Source organism: Kitasatospora sp. NPDC015121 (assembly GCF_055562955.1).
Window position 1 is genome coordinate 269,432 of sequence record NZ_JBVHEH010000003.1, and the last position, 14,704, is coordinate 284,135.

The 14,704-nt window shown below is 72.8% G+C and carries 12 protein-coding genes and 1 pseudogene; 8 read left to right on the forward strand and 5 right to left on the reverse strand.

The features are described from left to right. Window positions 1–130 precede the first annotated feature (130 nt). The 4 genes from ACZ3J7_RS05185 (at window position 131) to ACZ3J7_RS05200 (ending at window position 4,568) form a co-directional block, all read left to right on the forward strand. Complete coding sequence (locus tag ACZ3J7_RS05185) at window positions 131–631, forward strand: hypothetical protein (RefSeq protein WP_465617012.1); 501 nt, start codon at window positions 131–133, stop codon at window positions 629–631. Further along, a complete protein-coding gene (locus ACZ3J7_RS05190) occupies window positions 628–1,188 on the forward strand; it encodes a hypothetical protein (RefSeq protein ID WP_465617013.1) in 561 nt (186 codons plus the stop codon). Before ACZ3J7_RS05185 ends, ACZ3J7_RS05190 begins: the two co-directional genes overlap by 4 nt. 905 nt (window positions 1,189–2,093) lie before the next feature. Beyond that, on the forward strand, window positions 2,094–2,672 hold the full coding sequence (locus ACZ3J7_RS05195; RefSeq protein WP_465617015.1) for an NADAR family protein: 579 nt from the start codon (window positions 2,094–2,096) through the stop codon (window positions 2,670–2,672). 315 nt (window positions 2,673–2,987) lie between these two features. Further along, window positions 2,988–4,568: a hypothetical protein gene (locus ACZ3J7_RS05200; protein WP_465617017.1), complete on the forward strand. Its 1,581-nt coding sequence runs from the start codon at window positions 2,988–2,990 to the stop codon at window positions 4,566–4,568. A gap of 150 nt (window positions 4,569–4,718) precedes the next feature. Here ACZ3J7_RS05200 and ACZ3J7_RS05205 read toward each other — a convergent pair whose 3' ends face one another. Next, the gene (locus tag ACZ3J7_RS05205; RefSeq protein WP_465617019.1) at window positions 4,719–6,101 is read right to left on the reverse strand and encodes a glycine--tRNA ligase; all 1,383 of its coding nucleotides are present in this window, start codon (window positions 6,099–6,101) and stop codon (window positions 4,719–4,721) included. Window positions 6,102–6,414: 313 nt separating this feature from the next. Here ACZ3J7_RS05205 and ACZ3J7_RS05210 point away from each other — a divergent pair, with 313 nt between their 5' ends. The 4 genes and pseudogenes from ACZ3J7_RS05210 to ACZ3J7_RS05225 all read left to right on the forward strand — a co-directional run bounded on the left by ACZ3J7_RS05210 (window position 6,415) and on the right by ACZ3J7_RS05225 (window position 9,786). Then, on the forward strand, window positions 6,415–7,398 hold the full coding sequence (locus ACZ3J7_RS05210; protein ID WP_465617020.1) for a metal ABC transporter substrate-binding protein: 984 nt from the start codon (window positions 6,415–6,417) through the stop codon (window positions 7,396–7,398). A 53-nt stretch (window positions 7,399–7,451) separates the two neighbouring features. Then, the gene (locus ACZ3J7_RS05215; RefSeq protein WP_465617022.1) at window positions 7,452–8,276 is read left to right on the forward strand and encodes a metal ABC transporter ATP-binding protein; all 825 of its coding nucleotides are present in this window, start codon (window positions 7,452–7,454) and stop codon (window positions 8,274–8,276) included. After that, a pseudogene (locus ACZ3J7_RS05220) lies at window positions 8,273–9,139 on the forward strand (metal ABC transporter permease); the annotation flags it as partial. The gene ACZ3J7_RS05215 and the pseudogene ACZ3J7_RS05220, both read left to right, overlap by 4 nt. A 227-nt stretch (window positions 9,140–9,366) precedes the next feature. Then, window positions 9,367–9,786: a Fur family transcriptional regulator gene (locus ACZ3J7_RS05225; protein ID WP_014135670.1), complete on the forward strand. Its 420-nt coding sequence runs from the start codon at window positions 9,367–9,369 to the stop codon at window positions 9,784–9,786. A 142-nt stretch (window positions 9,787–9,928) separates the two neighbouring features. On the opposite strand, the gene ACZ3J7_RS05230 is transcribed toward ACZ3J7_RS05225, so the two are convergent. The 4 genes from ACZ3J7_RS05230 to leuA form a co-directional block, all read right to left on the reverse strand. Further along, window positions 9,929–10,756, reverse strand: a complete 828-nt coding sequence (locus tag ACZ3J7_RS05230; protein ID WP_465617025.1) for an isoprenyl transferase — start codon at window positions 10,754–10,756, stop codon at window positions 9,929–9,931. A gap of 2 nt (window positions 10,757–10,758) precedes the next feature. Further along, the gene (gene recO / locus ACZ3J7_RS05235; RefSeq protein ID WP_465617027.1) at window positions 10,759–11,505 is read right to left on the reverse strand and encodes a DNA repair protein RecO; all 747 of its coding nucleotides are present in this window, start codon (window positions 11,503–11,505) and stop codon (window positions 10,759–10,761) included. 223 nt (window positions 11,506–11,728) lie between these two features. Then, the gene (locus ACZ3J7_RS05240; RefSeq protein ID WP_465617029.1) at window positions 11,729–12,274 is read right to left on the reverse strand and encodes a TerB family tellurite resistance protein; all 546 of its coding nucleotides are present in this window, start codon (window positions 12,272–12,274) and stop codon (window positions 11,729–11,731) included. 466 nt (window positions 12,275–12,740) lie between these two features. Further along, window positions 12,741–14,525 (reverse strand): 2-isopropylmalate synthase, encoded by a 1,785-nt coding sequence (gene leuA, locus ACZ3J7_RS05245; protein ID WP_465617031.1) that lies wholly within the window; start codon window positions 14,523–14,525, stop codon window positions 12,741–12,743. Between the last annotated feature and the right edge of the window lie 179 nt (window positions 14,526–14,704).

Below are 14,704 nucleotides of genomic sequence, written 5' to 3' on the forward strand. Positions count from 1 at the left end.
TCAGCGTAGAGGCCGGTTGAACTCGGCTTCCATGACGCGGTCCTCCGTCTTTTTGGTGTAGCTGGCTACACCAAAAAGACGGAGCCGAGCGCTACCGACAAGATCTTCGCGCCGAAGGATTCTTGACGGCATGACGAACACGAACCTGATGCGTTGCGGCCGCGACTCCCTCTCCCCCGCCCGGGCCGCGGCCCGGCAGTTCTCCCGGTCGCTCCCCGAACTCCTCGGCGGTGGCGGCCGATCCGCGCTGATCGCCGCGGTCGGCCCGTGGGCGGCGTGCCTGCGTGCGGGCCGCCGCCCGGCCATGGAGGTCTACGAGCACGGCGAACTGCTCGACGTCGTGGTCGAGTCCTCGCTCGGCAGCACCGGGTTGCGCGGGGCGCGACGCGGCCCGGCCGGGGGACCGGAGGAAGGAACGGTCGTCTGCGCCTGGGGCCGACTGCCACCGTGCGGGGCGCCACCGCCCGTGCGCTTCCTCACCGGCGGGTTGCGGCGCACGGTGGACGCCACGGCGGTGCGGACGGCGGGCCGGTTCTGGTTCGCCTCGGCGGCCGGGGAGTTCCGTTGGGCTCGGCTGTCGGCGACGCCCTGCTGCGCGGAGCACGCGGAGCGGTGGGGGTGGGCGGCATGAGCGCGCTCGCTCTCCCGTCGTCCCCGGCGGGCGCCGGCGGCGTGGTCCGGGTCGCGCGTTCGGCGGTTCCGGCCCGGCGGGCCGGGTGGTCGCGACCGGAGGCGCTGTTCCTGGGGTGCGGGTTGCTCCTGCTGCCCTGGGCCGCGCTGCTGGCCGTGCTGCCGGGTGACCGCCCCTGGGCGGTGCTCGACCTGGTCGAGTCCGCGGCACTGTCCACGGCTGCCCTACGGCTGCGGCGGGGCCGTACCCCGTCCTGGTCGGCCGTGCTGGCCGCTGTCCTGTTGGTCACGGACGCCGGGTGCGATCTCGCGATGGCGTCCAGCGGCTCCGAGCTGCTGGTCGCCCTCCTGATGGCGGTGGGCGCGGAGTTGCCGCTGGCCGCCGTGTGCTGGTCCACGGCGCTGCGCGCCGGTGCCGTCCGCACGGGCGGCGGCCCGGTGCCGGCGGCTGGTCCGGGGCGTCGTTCCCGGGGTCGCGCCGCGGTCCCGGCCCCGGTGGGCGGCCGCCCACCGGAATCCTCACGGAAGGAGTGGCAGTGCGAAGCATCCACCTGTTGACGGGGCACGCTCCGGGGCTCGTCTCCGGGGCCCCGGCGAGCCGGGTGTACACCAGGTTGTCCCGTCGCTTGCGGGTCACCGCGACCGGTGGCCGGCCCGGTCGCCCGGCGGCTGTCCCGACGGAGCGGCCCGTGGTCGGTCCCGGCGCCCCGGTGGCCGCAGCAGTGCCCGGCTGCGGCAGTCCGACGCGGTCGGGCGGCCGGGCACCGACCGCTGGGCTGCGGGTCCGGGCCGCGGGCTGGGCGACCCGGTCCTGCCCGGGCCGGGCGCACCGGGCCGCCTCCTGCACCGCGAGGACGGCGGCCGTCTCGCGGCGCAACCCCGGCGTGCCCCGGCGTGCCGCTGCGGAGAGGTCTGCCGGACTCCGGGAGCTGCGCGCGCGGCGGCTCCACAGGGGCTCGGCAGGCTCCCGCCGCCGCTCCTCGGTGGGAGGTTGAGCGTCCACCCCGGCGGCGCTCACCGGTGAGGGGCTGACCCCGCACCGTCCACAAACCGGCCTGAACGACCCGCCCGTCCTGGACGGGCCGCGGAAAGGAGCCGCCCCTCGCCGATCCACCGGCCACCGGCGCCGACACCGCTCTGGCCACCCTGAGCTTCCGCTCGTTCCTCTTTCCGTCCCTACTCCCGCTCCTTGACTTCTCCACAGTGCGATTCGCCCCGCCGACCACCGACCACGTCCTGGCCATCGGCCCCCCGTTCCGGGGTCGCGCTCGCCGGTTCGCAGTGTGGTCGGCGGGCACCGGTGCCCGCCCCCGGAGGCGGAAGGGGGCCGAGCGGGTCGAATGGCGGGGCCGGGTGACAGGGGTCGGAGCTGTGGTCGAGCCCCTGCGGGCAGGCGGTGTCGCGGCCGGTGCCCGCAGGAAAATGGCAGGCCGGCAGCCTTGGAGCGGTGCGAGGATGGCGCCATGCCGACGAACCCGATCCTCCTCCCGAGCGAGGCGCGCACCCGCGAGCAGCTGATGGCGGCGGTCGCTTCCGGGGCTCGTCCGAAGTACCTGTGCTTCTGGGGCCACCGCCCGCAGCGGGACGGGCAGGTCGGGCCCGGTGCGCTCAGCCAGTGGTGGCCCTCCCCGTTCACGGTCGACGGGGTCCGGTACGCCACCGCCGAGCACTGGATGATGGCCGGAAAGGCACGGCTGTTCGGAGACGAGGAGATCGTCCCGAGGATCCTCCGGGCGAGGACGCCCGCGGAGGCGAAGAACCTGGGCCGGCTGGTCGATGGCTTCGAAGAGGGCCGCTGGGTCGAGCACCGCTTCGAACTGGTGGTGGCCGGCAGCACCGCGAAGTTCGGGCAGGACGAGCAGCTCCGCGGCTACCTGCTCCGCACCGGCGAGCGCGTCCTGGTGGAGGCCAGCCCGCTGGACCGGATCTGGGGCATCGGACTCGCGGCCGACGACGAGCGGGCGGAATCACCCGCCCGGTGGCAGGGATCGAACCTGCTCGGCTTCGCGCTGATGGAGGCGCGAGCGCGACTGGCGGTGTGATCCGCCCTCCAACCACCTTGCCTACGAGGCGAGTTGTTCCTCGCTCCGAACAAGTGGGGCGAGTCGGACAGGAATTGGCCGAAATCCATGAGAACAGCAGCTCTCCCGCACCACATCGGCCACTCGCATCCCCATCTCGAAAAGGTTAAGACTTGCTCCCGTAACGTGGCCGCCGTATGGCAGCGCCAGGATGGCCACCAGTCGTTGTGTTCGGGGGCCGGTCGGGTGGCCCCCTTGGAGAAGCCGGGGCGGGGCGCGATGACCGTACGCAGTTCGGGGCCGGATTCGGTCGATGTCCAAACGCTCAGAGCGGAGTTGGACGAACTACTGAGAGCGCGGCAGTTCGCCGCGCAGCGCGAGCGCAGACTCGCCGAGGCCGTCCGGGCCGGCCACGAACCCGACCACGCGCCCGCGTACGGCCGCCCGCCCCGGCGGCCCGACCCCGAGTTGGTGCGACAGCTCGCCCAGGCGCAGAACCTCCGCGAAGGCCTCGGCGCGCGCTGCCTCGAACTGAGCGACCGTCTGCTGGCCGCCGAGGACCAGCAGTCAGCGGGACGGTTCGGCCGCCCCGCGCCCACCCCGGGTGAGGTTCCGGGAAGTCCCGGCACGGTCTCCCGGGCCCCCCGTCCCACCGAACGGGCCGCCGCCCTGGTGCCCCCGCAGCTCCCCTCCCCCACCGGAGCCCGCTTCGGCGGAGAGCGCCGACCGGGGGCAGCCCACGCCCCGGACGCCCGTCCCGACGGACCGGTGGTTCCGGCCGGCACCACCGAACCGGTCCGCGCGACCGCTCCCACCACGGCTCCGGCCACCGATACCCAGACCGCCGACGCCCCGCCACCGCGCGGCGCCCGGTTCAGGGTCGGCCGTCCCCTCCGTGCCTCCCGGCGGAACGACGACCACACCACCGCCGACCAGGCGCGCCCCGGCGCCGCGGAGCACGCGGCGGCCGCCCGGCACGACGCCCCGACGGCCGGCTCCGAAGAGCCCCCCGGTACCTCCTGGGCCAGAACCCGCGGGCCGGGCAAGGAAGTCGACGACACCCGGGCGGCCAGGGGCACCCGCCCGAACGCCGCACCCGCCGGCACCGGCGCCGAAGCTCCCACCGGCGGCGCGGGGACGGCCGTACCGCCGGGTGGGCCGCGCTCCCGGTCACGAGCCGAGCTGATCGCCCTCGTCCAGCGGATCACCGATCTGCACCGGCAGGGTTCGGTGCACGAGTCCGCGGCCATCGTGAGCCAGGTCGCTCTGCTGGTCACGCCGAACGACCTGGTCGAGCTGGCCACGCTGCTGCGCGCCGAAGGACCGACCGGCTCCTCCACCTACCTGGCCCGCTCGGTGGCCCCGGGCGCCCCGGAGCACGCCGCGGCCACGCTGGCCGCGCTGCGCGAGGAAGGGTTGGTGGACGAGGCAGCCGACCTGTTCCACGCCCTGTGGTCGGTGGGCGCGCAGGAGCTCCCGGCGCTGCTCGCGGCACTGGAACGGTCGGGGCAGTCGGCCGACGGGCAGACCCTGCTGTGGGAGCGTGCCTCCGCTCCGGCCGGTGAGTTCTCGGAACTGACCCGGCAGCTGCGGGCCGCCGGGCGCTCCGGCGACGCCCGCCACCTACTGCGCCAGGCAGCGGGCCGGCCGGTCGGCGAGGTCGCCGCGATCGCCGCGGCCCTGGACGAGGAGTCGGCGGCCGAGCTGATCGGCGAGCTGGTTCGGCTGCGTTCGGCGAGCGACGTCGGCCAGTTCGCGGCCGCGGTCCAGGGGTCGGTGGAGCTGTACGACACGCTGCTGTTCGCCGCCGACGACCTGGACGAGAGCCGGGCCCGCAGCGCGTTCGCGGCGCTGCGCACCGCCGGGCTGCCGACCCAGCCGGCGCCCCGCCCCCGGAAGTCCCGCCAGCGCCGCTGACCGGGGCCGCCCCAGGAGCCCCGGCCGGCAGTACAGCCGCCAGGAGGACCCGGCGAACGGTCGGAACGGCGAACGGTCGGCGGACCGCCCCGCTGAGGGGGCGGCCAGCCGACCGTTCGAAGGACCACGGCCGTGCCGCGCCGTCCGGTGTCAGCAGCCGATCAGGCGGGCGGCCAGGTAGGACTTCACCTGGTCGAGCGACACCCGCTCCTGCGCCATGGTGTCACGCTCGCGGACGGTCACCGCGTTGTCCTCGAGGGTGTCGAAGTCGACGGTGACGCAGAACGGGGTGCCGATCTCGTCCTGGCGACGGTAGCGCTTGCCGATCGCACCGGCGTCGTCGAACTCGACGTTCCACGCGGTGCGCAGGTCGGCGGCGAGACCGCGGGCCTTCGGCGAGAGGTCGGCGTTGCGGGACAGCGGGAGCACCGCGACCTTCACCGGGGCCAGGCGCGGGTCGAGCCGCATGCCGACGCGCTTCTCCATGACGCCCTTGGCGTTCGGCGCCTCGTCCTCGAAGTAGGCGTCGAGCAGGAAGGCCAGCATGGCGCGGTTGAGACCGGCCGCAGGCTCGATCACGTACGGGAAGTACCGCTCGTTCGCGTCCTGGTCGAAGTACTTGAGGTCCTGGCCGGAGTGCTCGCTGTGCACCGTCAGGTCGTAGTCGGTGCGGTTGGCCACACCCTCGAGCTCGGAGAACTCGCTGCCGCCGAAGTTGAAGCGGTACTCGATGTCCACCGTGCGCTTGGCGTAGTGGGACAGCTTCTCCTTGGGGTGCTCGAAGAAGCGCATGTTCTCGGTCCGCAGGCCGAGGTCGACGTACCAGTTCCAGCGCTGCTCGAGCCAGTACTCGTGCCAGGTCTCGTCCTCCCCCGGCTTGACGAAGAACTCCATCTCCATCTGCTCGAACTCTCGGGTGCGGAAGATGAAGTTGCCGGGGGTGATCTCGTTGCGGAAGCTCTTGCCCACCTGGGCGATGCCGAACGGCGGCTTCTTGCGCGAGGTGGTCTGCACGGCGCGGAAGTTGGTGAAGATGCCCTGCGCGGTCTCCGGGCGGAGGTAGGCCAGGCCGGCCGCGTCCTCGGTGACGCCGAGGTGCGTCTTCAGCATGCCCGAGAACTCCTTGGGCTCCGTGAAGGCGCCCTTGTTGCCGCAGTTCGGGCAGTTGAGGTCGGCGAGGCCGTTGGCGGGCAGCTTGCCGTGCTTGGCCTCGTAGGCCTCTTCCAGGTGGTCGGCGCGGAAGCGCTTGTGACAGGAGAGGCACTCGGTCAGCGGGTCGTTGAAGGTCGCGACGTGGCCGGAGGCCTCCCAGACCTCGCGGGCGAGGATCACCGAAGAGTCGAGGCCGACGACGTCCTCCCGCGCGGTGACCATCGCGCGCCACCACTGGCGCTTGATGTTCTCCTTCAGCTCGACACCCAGCGGACCGTAGTCCCAGGCGGCACGGGTGCCGCCGTAGATCTCGCTGCAGGGGTAGACGAAGCCACGGCGCTTGCTCAGGCTGACGATCGTGTCGATCTTGTCGGCGGCCACAGTGCTCTCTTCAGTACGACGGCGCGGTCAGGGCACGGCTGGTTGCGCGCGCCCGAATGACTCAGGGTACCGGGGTTGCGGGGGCGGGGTTCAACTCGATAGTTGCACGGGCGGGCCGCCGGGTGGCTGTACCGGGAGTGAACAGCCGTGCGTTCTCCGGCGTGTTGGCGGTCTCCCGGTGCCGTCCGGACGCCGTGGGGGCGCGGCACGGCGCGGCAGGGGCGCGTTCCGGGTGCGGCGCGGCGCCCGCTAGGCGAGGAGTCCACCCAATGCAAGTTGACAATCATTTCCAGATAAGATGAGAATGGTTGTCATGAAGATTCGTCGTGCCACTCCCTCGATAGCCCTCGCGGCGGCCGCCGTCGCCGGGTCGCTGCTGCTCTCCGGCTGCGGCGGGGTCAGCAACGCGGCGGGCGGGGGCGGCGGCCGACTCGAAGTGGTCGCGTCCTTCTACCCGATGGAGTTCCTGGCCCGGGAGATAGGCGGGGAGCACGTCAAGGTCGCCGACCTGACCGCCCCCGGTGTGGAGCCGCACGACCTGGAGCTGACGGCCAAGCAGGTCGCGGCCGTCCAGCGGGCCGACGCGGTGGTCTACCTGAAGGGCCTGCAGCCGACCGTGGACAAGGCGGTCGCGCAGTCCCACGTCAAGCACCCGATCGACGCCACCGCCGTCTCCCCCCTGGTGGACCACCACCTCGACGAGGGCGGGGAGGGCGAGGGCGGGGAGGACGGGACCGAGGCGCACGACGGCGAGCACGGGCACGAGCACGAGGGCGCGGCCGGCGACCCGCACATCTGGCTGGACCCGACCCGGTACGCGGCGGTGGCCCGCAGCGTGGGCGCCGAGTTCGCGGAGCTCGACCCCGCCCACGCCGCCGACTACCAGCACAACACCGACGACCTGGTGGCCCGGCTGACCGCCCTCGACCAGGAGTTCAAGGACGGCCTGGCGAACACCGGCACCCGGACCTTCGTCACCAGCCACGCCGCGTTCGGCTACCTCGCCGACCACTACGGCCTGGAGCAGGTCGCGATCAACGGGGTCGATCCGGAGGCGGAGCCCACCCCGTCCCGGATGGCCGCGATCCAGCGGGCCGCCCGGGAGAACGGCGCGACCACCGTGTTCTTCGAGGCCCTGGTCAGCCCCAAGCTGGCCAACACCGTCGCCGCCGACCTGGGCCTCAAGACCGCCGTGCTCGACCCCCTGGAGGGGATCAAGGAGCCGGAGCAGCACGACTACTTCTCCGTCATGCGGCAGAACCTGACCAATCTGCGGGCCGCGCTCGGCACCCGCTGAACCCACCCCCGGACGGACCCGAGCGAGCGGCGAGAGCGGAGCGAGGAACCACCATGAGTGCTGTCATCCCCAGGACGGGGAACGACCGCCGGGGCCCGGCCCCCGGCGAGGACGCCGGACCGGCGGTCATCGGCCTCCGGGGCGCGGTCGCCACCGTCGGCGGCCGACCGGTGCTGCGCGGCATAGACCTGACCGTCCGGCCCGGTGAGGTCGTCGCCCTGCTCGGCGCCAACGGCTCCGGCAAGTCCACCACCGTGAAGAGCGTGATCGGTTCGGTGCCGCTGGACCGGGGCAGCCTGGAGCTGTTCGGCCGGCCCCACCGCAGGTTCCGGGAGTGGCACCGGATCGGCTACGTGCCGCAGCGCACCACCGCGGCCGGCGGGGTGCCGGCCACGGTCCGCGAGGTGGTCTCCACCGGGCGGCTGCCGCAGCACGGGCTGCTGCCTTTCCGCCGCAAGGACCGAGCCGCGGTGGACCGGGCACTGGCCGCCGTCGGCATGCTGGACCGGGCCGGCGACGGCGTGGCCCACCTGTCCGGCGGGCAGCACCAGCGGGTGCTGATCGCCCGCGCCCTGGTCGGCCGGCCCGACCTGCTGATCATGGACGAGCCGATGGCCGGCGTCGACGTGGACAGCCAGCAGGTGCTCGCCGGCATCCTCCGCACCGAGGTGGAGCGCGGCTGCGCGGTGCTGTTGGTGCTGCACGAACTCGGGCCGCTGGAGCCGCTGATCGACCGCGCCGTGGTGCTCCGCGACGGCTGCGTGGCGCACGACGGGCCGCCGCCGCGGGGCGTCGGCCAGCACGCGCTGCCCGGCCACGACCACGTCCACCCGCACGCCGACGACCACCACCGCACCACCCAGGGACTGCTGGCATGACCGAGATGTTCCAACCCGACTTTATGCAGCGGGCCTTCCTGGCCGCCGTCCTGGTCGGCATCACCGCGCCCTCGATCGGCATCTACCTGGTGCAGCGCCGGCAGGCGCTGATGGGCGACGGCATCGGGCACGTCGCGCTGACCGGCGTCGGCCTGGGCTTCCTGTTCCAGGCCAACCCGATGTGGACGGCGGTCCTGGTCTGCGTGCTCGGCGCCGTCGTGATGGAGCTGGTCCGGGCCCGCGGCAACCAGCGCGGCGACATCGCGCTGGCGATGCTCTTCTACGGCGGCATGGCCGGCGGCAAGCTGCTGGTCTCGATGAGCAGCCAGTCCGGCGCGGGCAGCCTGGAGAGCTACCTGTGGGGCTCCATCCTGTTCGTCTCCCCCGGCGACCTGGTGGTGATCGGCCTGCTCGCGGCAACGGTCGTCGCGGTCACCGTGGGCCTGCGCCGCCAGCTGTTCGCGGTCTGCCAGGACGAGGAGTTCGCCCGGGTGACGGGCCTGCCGGTGCGGGTGCTCAACCTGCTGATCGCGGTGATGGCCGCGGTCACCGTGACCGTCGCCATGCGGGTGGTCGGCCTGCTGCTGGTGAGCGCGCTGATGGTCGTCCCGGTGGCGGCCGCCCAGCAGCTGACCCGGTCCTTCGCCGCCACCCAGGCCACCGCGATCGGGGTCGGCGTGGTGACGGCGCTGCTCGGCGTCGGCACCTCCTACCAGGCCGACCTGCCGTCCGGCCCGACCATCGTGTTCCTGGCCATCCTGACCTTCGCCCTGTTCAGCGCGATCGCCGCGCCGCTGGCCAGGCGGCGGCACCGGGCCGAGGCCGAGCACGGGCCGGCGGTGTGCGACGTGGCCCTGCCCGGCGGCGACGCGGGACCCGGTCGCGTCCCGGGCAGCTCGGCGGGCCCCGGCGCGGCCCCGGAAAGCACCCTCGCCGGGGCGGCCCCGGGGAGCACCGAGCCGGTCCCGGCACCGCCGGGGGCGGTGATCGGCCGGCCGTCGCCCGGGGAGTCGCCGTCGGGGGAGACGCTGTCAAGTCGGGGGCTGGCACAATGATGTGCGAAACCACCCGATCAGCAGGAGGACCCACGGTGACCACCGCAGGCCCGTCGCCGCGCGCGCGATCGACTCGGCAGCGCACCGCCGTCTCGGCGGTCCTGGACGAGATTGAGGACTTCCGCAGCGCGCAGGAACTGCACGACATGCTGAAGCACCGGGGCGACTCGGTGGGCTTGACCACCGTCTACCGCACCCTGCAGTCCCTCGCCGAGGCCGGGGAGGTGGACGTGCTGCGCACCGCCGAGGGCGAGGCGGTCTACCGCCGCTGCAGCAGCGGTCACCACCACCACCTGGTGTGCCGGCACTGCGGGGCGACCGTCGAGGTCGAGGGGCCGGCCGTCGAACGCTGGGCCAACGCGGTCGCCGCCGAGCACGGGTTCAGCGACATCGCGCACACCCTGGAGATCTTCGGCACCTGCGGCGAGTGCGCCGCCAGGCAGCAGCCGGAGTGACCGCACCGCCCGGTCACCGGGACGGCGGTTGCCGCCCCGACCCCGGCAGCGGCGAGGGCCCGGATCGGAACAGTCCGATCCGGGCCCTCGCCCGTACCACCGCCGCCCGCGCCGACCTCGCCGGACGGATCGGCCGGGCCGGTCAGCGCTGCGGCGGCACCTCGGCGCCGACCTCGTTGGGGAGCGCGCCGCCGAAGCGGCGGTCGCGGCGGGCGTACTGCTCGCAGGCGCGCCACAGGTCGCGGCGGTCGAAGTCCGGCCAGAGCACGTCCTGGAAGACGAACTCCGCGTAGGCGGACTGCCAGGCGAGGAAGTTGGAGGTGCGCTGCTCGCCGCTGGGGCGCAGGAACAGGTCGACGTCCGGCATGTCCGGGTAGTAGAGGTACTTGGCGAACAGCTTCTCGTTGACCTTCTCCGGGTTGAGCTTCCCGGCGGCGACGTCGCGGGCGATGGCCAGCGCGGCGTCGGCGATCTCGGCCCGGCCGCCGTAGTTGACGCAGAAGTACAGCGTCATGGCGTCGTTGTCCTTGGTCTGCTCCTGGGCGACCTGGAGCTCCTGCACGACGCTCTTCCACATCCGCGGCATCCGGCCGACCCAGCGGATCCGGATGCCCAGGGCGTCCATCTCGTCGCGGCGGCGGCGGATCACGTCCCGGTTGAAGTTCATCAGGAACTTCACCTCTTCCGGGGAACGCTTCCAGTTCTCGGTGGAGAAGGCGTACAGCGAGAGGTTCTTGACGCCGATCTCCAGGCAGCCGCGCAGCACGTCGAGGACGACGCCCTCGCCGACCTTGTGGCCCTCGGTGCGGGGCAGGCCGCGCTCCTTGGCCCAGCGGCCGTTGCCGTCCATGACGCAGGCGACGTGGTGGGGGACCAGGTCGCTCGGGATCTTCGGCGGCCTGGCGCCGCTCGGGTGCGGTGCGGGGGTCTCGTACGTCCGCTTGCTGCCGAACAGCCGTCGCGCGACCATGCTCACTTCTCCACGTATCTCATCGAGCGGATGCCCCGCTCCAGGTGCCACTGCAGGTAGGCGGCCACCAGCCCGCTGCCCTCGCGCCAGTACCGCGGCTCGCAGTCGTCGGCGGTCTGCCAGTCCCCGGAGAGCAGCGCGCCGAGCAGTACCAGTGTCTCAGGGGAGGGTACGGCACTTCCGGGGACCCGGCAGTCGCCGCACAGCACGCCGCCCGCCTGGAGCGAGAAGAAGCGGTTGGGGCCGGGCAGGCCGCAGCGGGCGCAGTCGGTGAAGCTCGCGCCGTAGCCGTTGACGGCGAGCGAGCGCAGCAGGAAGGCGTCCAGCACCAGGTGCGCCTGGTGGGTGCCGGCGGCCAGCGTGCGCAGGCCGCCGACCAGCAGCAGGTACTGCTGGACCGCGGGCTGGCCCTCGTTCTCGGCGAAGCGCTCGGCGGTCTCCAGCATCGCGGTACCGGCCGTGTAGCGGGTGTAGTCGTCGACGATCCGGGCGCCGTAGGGAGCGATGGTCTCCACCTGGGTGCACAGCGGCAGCGTGCGGCCGACCAGGTCGCTGCCGCGGCTGAAGAACTGGACGTCGACGTGCGAGAACGGTTCGAGGCGGGCGCCGAACTTCGACTTGGTCCGGCGCACCCCGCGGGCCACCGCCCGGACCTGGCCGTGCTGGCGGGTGAGGAAGGTGATGATCCGGTCGGCCTCGCCGAGCTTCTGGGTGCGCAGCACGATGCCGTCGTCGCGGAAGAGACTCATGGTGGAACCCATTGTCCCGCACCCCGCCGACAGTGCGGTCGCGCGCGGGCCGCCGGAACCGCCGGGGTCTTGGGGGCTGCCGGGCGGCGACGGCGGCGCAGCCGTGAGCCCGCACCGGGGTTGTGGGGGGCTTTCACCCGTGCGGTGCGGGACACGGCGGGCCCGGGAGGGGGGTTTCGGGCCCGGCTCTTGGGTGGTGCGGGGGTCGGAGGGAGGAGACCGGTCAGCGCGGGGCGCGGGTGGCCGCTTCGAGGAGCTGGTCGACCTGCTGGGTGGACAGGCGCAGGCAGCGGCCGACCACGGCGAGCGCGGCCCGCTCCTGCGGCAGGTAGCGGCCGTCGGCGAGGGCGACCACCGCACCGAGGGTGAGCAGCCGCTCGCGGCCCTGGACGGCCAGGTGCGGGGCGAGCGGTTCGAGTGCGGCGTGCAGTTCGACAGCGAGCCCGCCGCCCTCGACGTCCACGTCGAGGGGTTCGCCGCCGCCGTGGCCGGAGAGCGCGGCCAGTGCGGCCAGCACCTGGGCCTCGCCGCAGTCCTCGAACCCGGCGTCCCTGATCACCGTGCAGGCCGCCTCGCGTCCGCTGCGCCCGGCGGTGCCGCCGGCCGCGAGGGCGGCCAGGGCGATGGTGTACTGGGCGTCGCGCAGCATCGCGCCGAGCCGGACCGAGGTCAACTGCTCCAGGGCGTCGGTCCCGTAGCGGCCGCGGCAGGAGGTGCACTGGACGCTGCGGGCCACGCCGCCGAGCGGCAGGACCGGTGTCCCGAGCAACCGCAGCCACCGCCGGCCGTGTTGCCGGCGGTAGTTGCGGTCTCCGCCGCAGCCCGGGCAGAAGAATTCACCGAGAACATCCGTCCGCCACCTAGGGCGAACACCCCACAACCCTGTCACGGCGCCACTCCCCAGACATGGCAGGCGGCCTGCACATCAATGGGCAGGTCACGCGACCGGACTCCGGAGTCGTCCCACCGACCCCGGTTCCGGTTCGACGATGTTGCCACGGTTACCGGCTCGTGTCAGCACCCTGAACGGGTGCCGGAGGGAAAATTTGTGACCGGGGCCACATGTGATCGACGACACCGCCCGGACGTGCGCACCGCGGGTCGGACATCTCCTGATGATCAGTCAATGTCCTTGCCCGGCAAGGACGGACAGTCCCGGAGACGCCGAGGGGACCCGCCGGCGGCGGGTCCCCTCAGAACGCGGAACGCTGGGCGTGCGGTGCGCCCGGGTGGCGTCAGTCGCGCTGGGCCGCCCGGTTGACGGCGCTGACCAGGGCCTTCAGCGAGGCCAGCACGGTGTTGCCGTCGATGCCCACGCCCCACAGCACCTTGTCGCCGACGGCGCACTCGACGTACGCGGCGGCCTGCGCGTCGCCGCCCTCGCTCAGCGCGTGCTCGGCGTAGTCCAGGACGCGGACGTCCACGCCGATCGAGGCCAGCGCGTTGACGAAGGCGGAGACCGGGCCGTTGCCGCTGCCGGTCAGGGTCACCGGGGTGCCGTCGACCACGGCCTCGGTGCTCAGCGCGTCGCGGCCGTCCTCGGTGGTCAGGCTGCGCGAACCGCTCAGCGAGATCCGGCCCCACGGGTTGGCCGGGGTCGGCAGGTACTCGTCCTGGAAGACCGCCCAGATGGCGGCGGGGGTGACCTCGCCGCCCTCGGCGTCGGTCTTGGCCTGGATGATCTTCGAGAACTCGATCTGCATCCGGCGCGGCAGGTCCAGCTTGTGGTCGTTCTTCAGGACGTAGGCGATGCCGCCCTTGCCGGACTGCGAGTTGACCCGGATGACCGCCTCGTAGCTGCGGCCGACGTCCTTCGGGTCGATCGGCAGGTAGGGCACGCCCCAGGTGTGCTCGGAGACCGGGACGCCGGCGGCGGCCGCGTCCTCCTCCAGGGCGTCGAAGCCCTTCTTGATCGCGTCCTGGTGCGAGCCGGAGAAGGAGGTGAAGACCAGGTCGCCCGCGTAGGGGTGGCGCTCGGCCACCGGCATCTGGTTGCAGTACTCGGCGGTGCGGCGGATCTCGTCGATGTCGGAGAAGTCGATCATCGGGTCGACGCCCTGGGAGAACAGGTTCATCCCGACGTTGACCAGGTCCAGGTTGCCGGTGCGCTCGCCCTGCCCGAACAGGCAGCCCTCGACCCGGTCGGCACCGGCCATCACGGCCAGCTCGGCGGAGGCCACGCCGGTGCCCCGGTCGTTGTGCGGGTGGGTGGACAGGCAGACGAACTCGCGGCGCGACAGGTTCCGCGACATCCACTCGATCTTGTCGGCGTAGACGTTCGGGGTGGAGCGCTCGACGGTGGTCGGCAGGTTCAGGATGATCTCGCGGCCCTCACCGGGCTGCCAGACGTCCATCACCGCCTCGCAGACCTCCAGCGCGTAGTCCAGCTCGGTGTCGATGAAGATCTCCGGCGAGTACTCGTAGCCGAAGACCATCTCGTCGCCCAGGATCTTCTCGGCGTACTCCATCACCAGGCGGGTGCCGTCCACCGCGATGGCCTTGATCTCCTCCCTGCTCGCCCGGAACACCACCCGGCGGAACAGCGGCGAGGTCGCGTTGTACAGGTGCACGGTGGCCCGGGGCGCGCCCTTCAGCGACTCCACGGTGCGCTCGATCAGGTCCTCGCGGGCCTGGGTCAGCACCGAGATGGTGACGTCCTCGGGGATCGCGCCCTCGTCGATCAGCGAGCGGACGAAGTTGAAGTCGGTGGCCCCGGAGGAGGGGAAGCCGACCTCGATCTCCTTGTAGCCCATCTTCACCAGCAGGTCGAACATCTTGCGCTTGCGGGCCGGCGACATCGGGTCGATCAGCGCCTGGTTGCCGTCGCGCAGGTCGGTGGACAGCCAGCGCGGGGCCCGGGTGATCACCTTGCTCGGCCAGGTGCGGTCCGGCAGGTCGACGGTGCCGAACGGTACGTAGCGCTGGAACGGCATCCCCGAGGGCTTCTGCTGCACGGTGGCGGCGGTGATCGGGGTGGGGCGGTCGACGAACGCGCGGGCGACGGAGGACTGTTCGGTCATGGGTGAGGCTCTCGGCTTCCCTTGTCGAAGGCGGTCTGCGGTCGGGGGATACAGGACACCCGACTCGGCCGACTGAGTGCGCCGCGAGACATCACATGGGCGCAACACGACTCCCCGCGGCGAGGGGGCCGGCCTTCACTGGACTACAGGCCCTCGCCGCGGCAGCTAAGAAGAAGCAG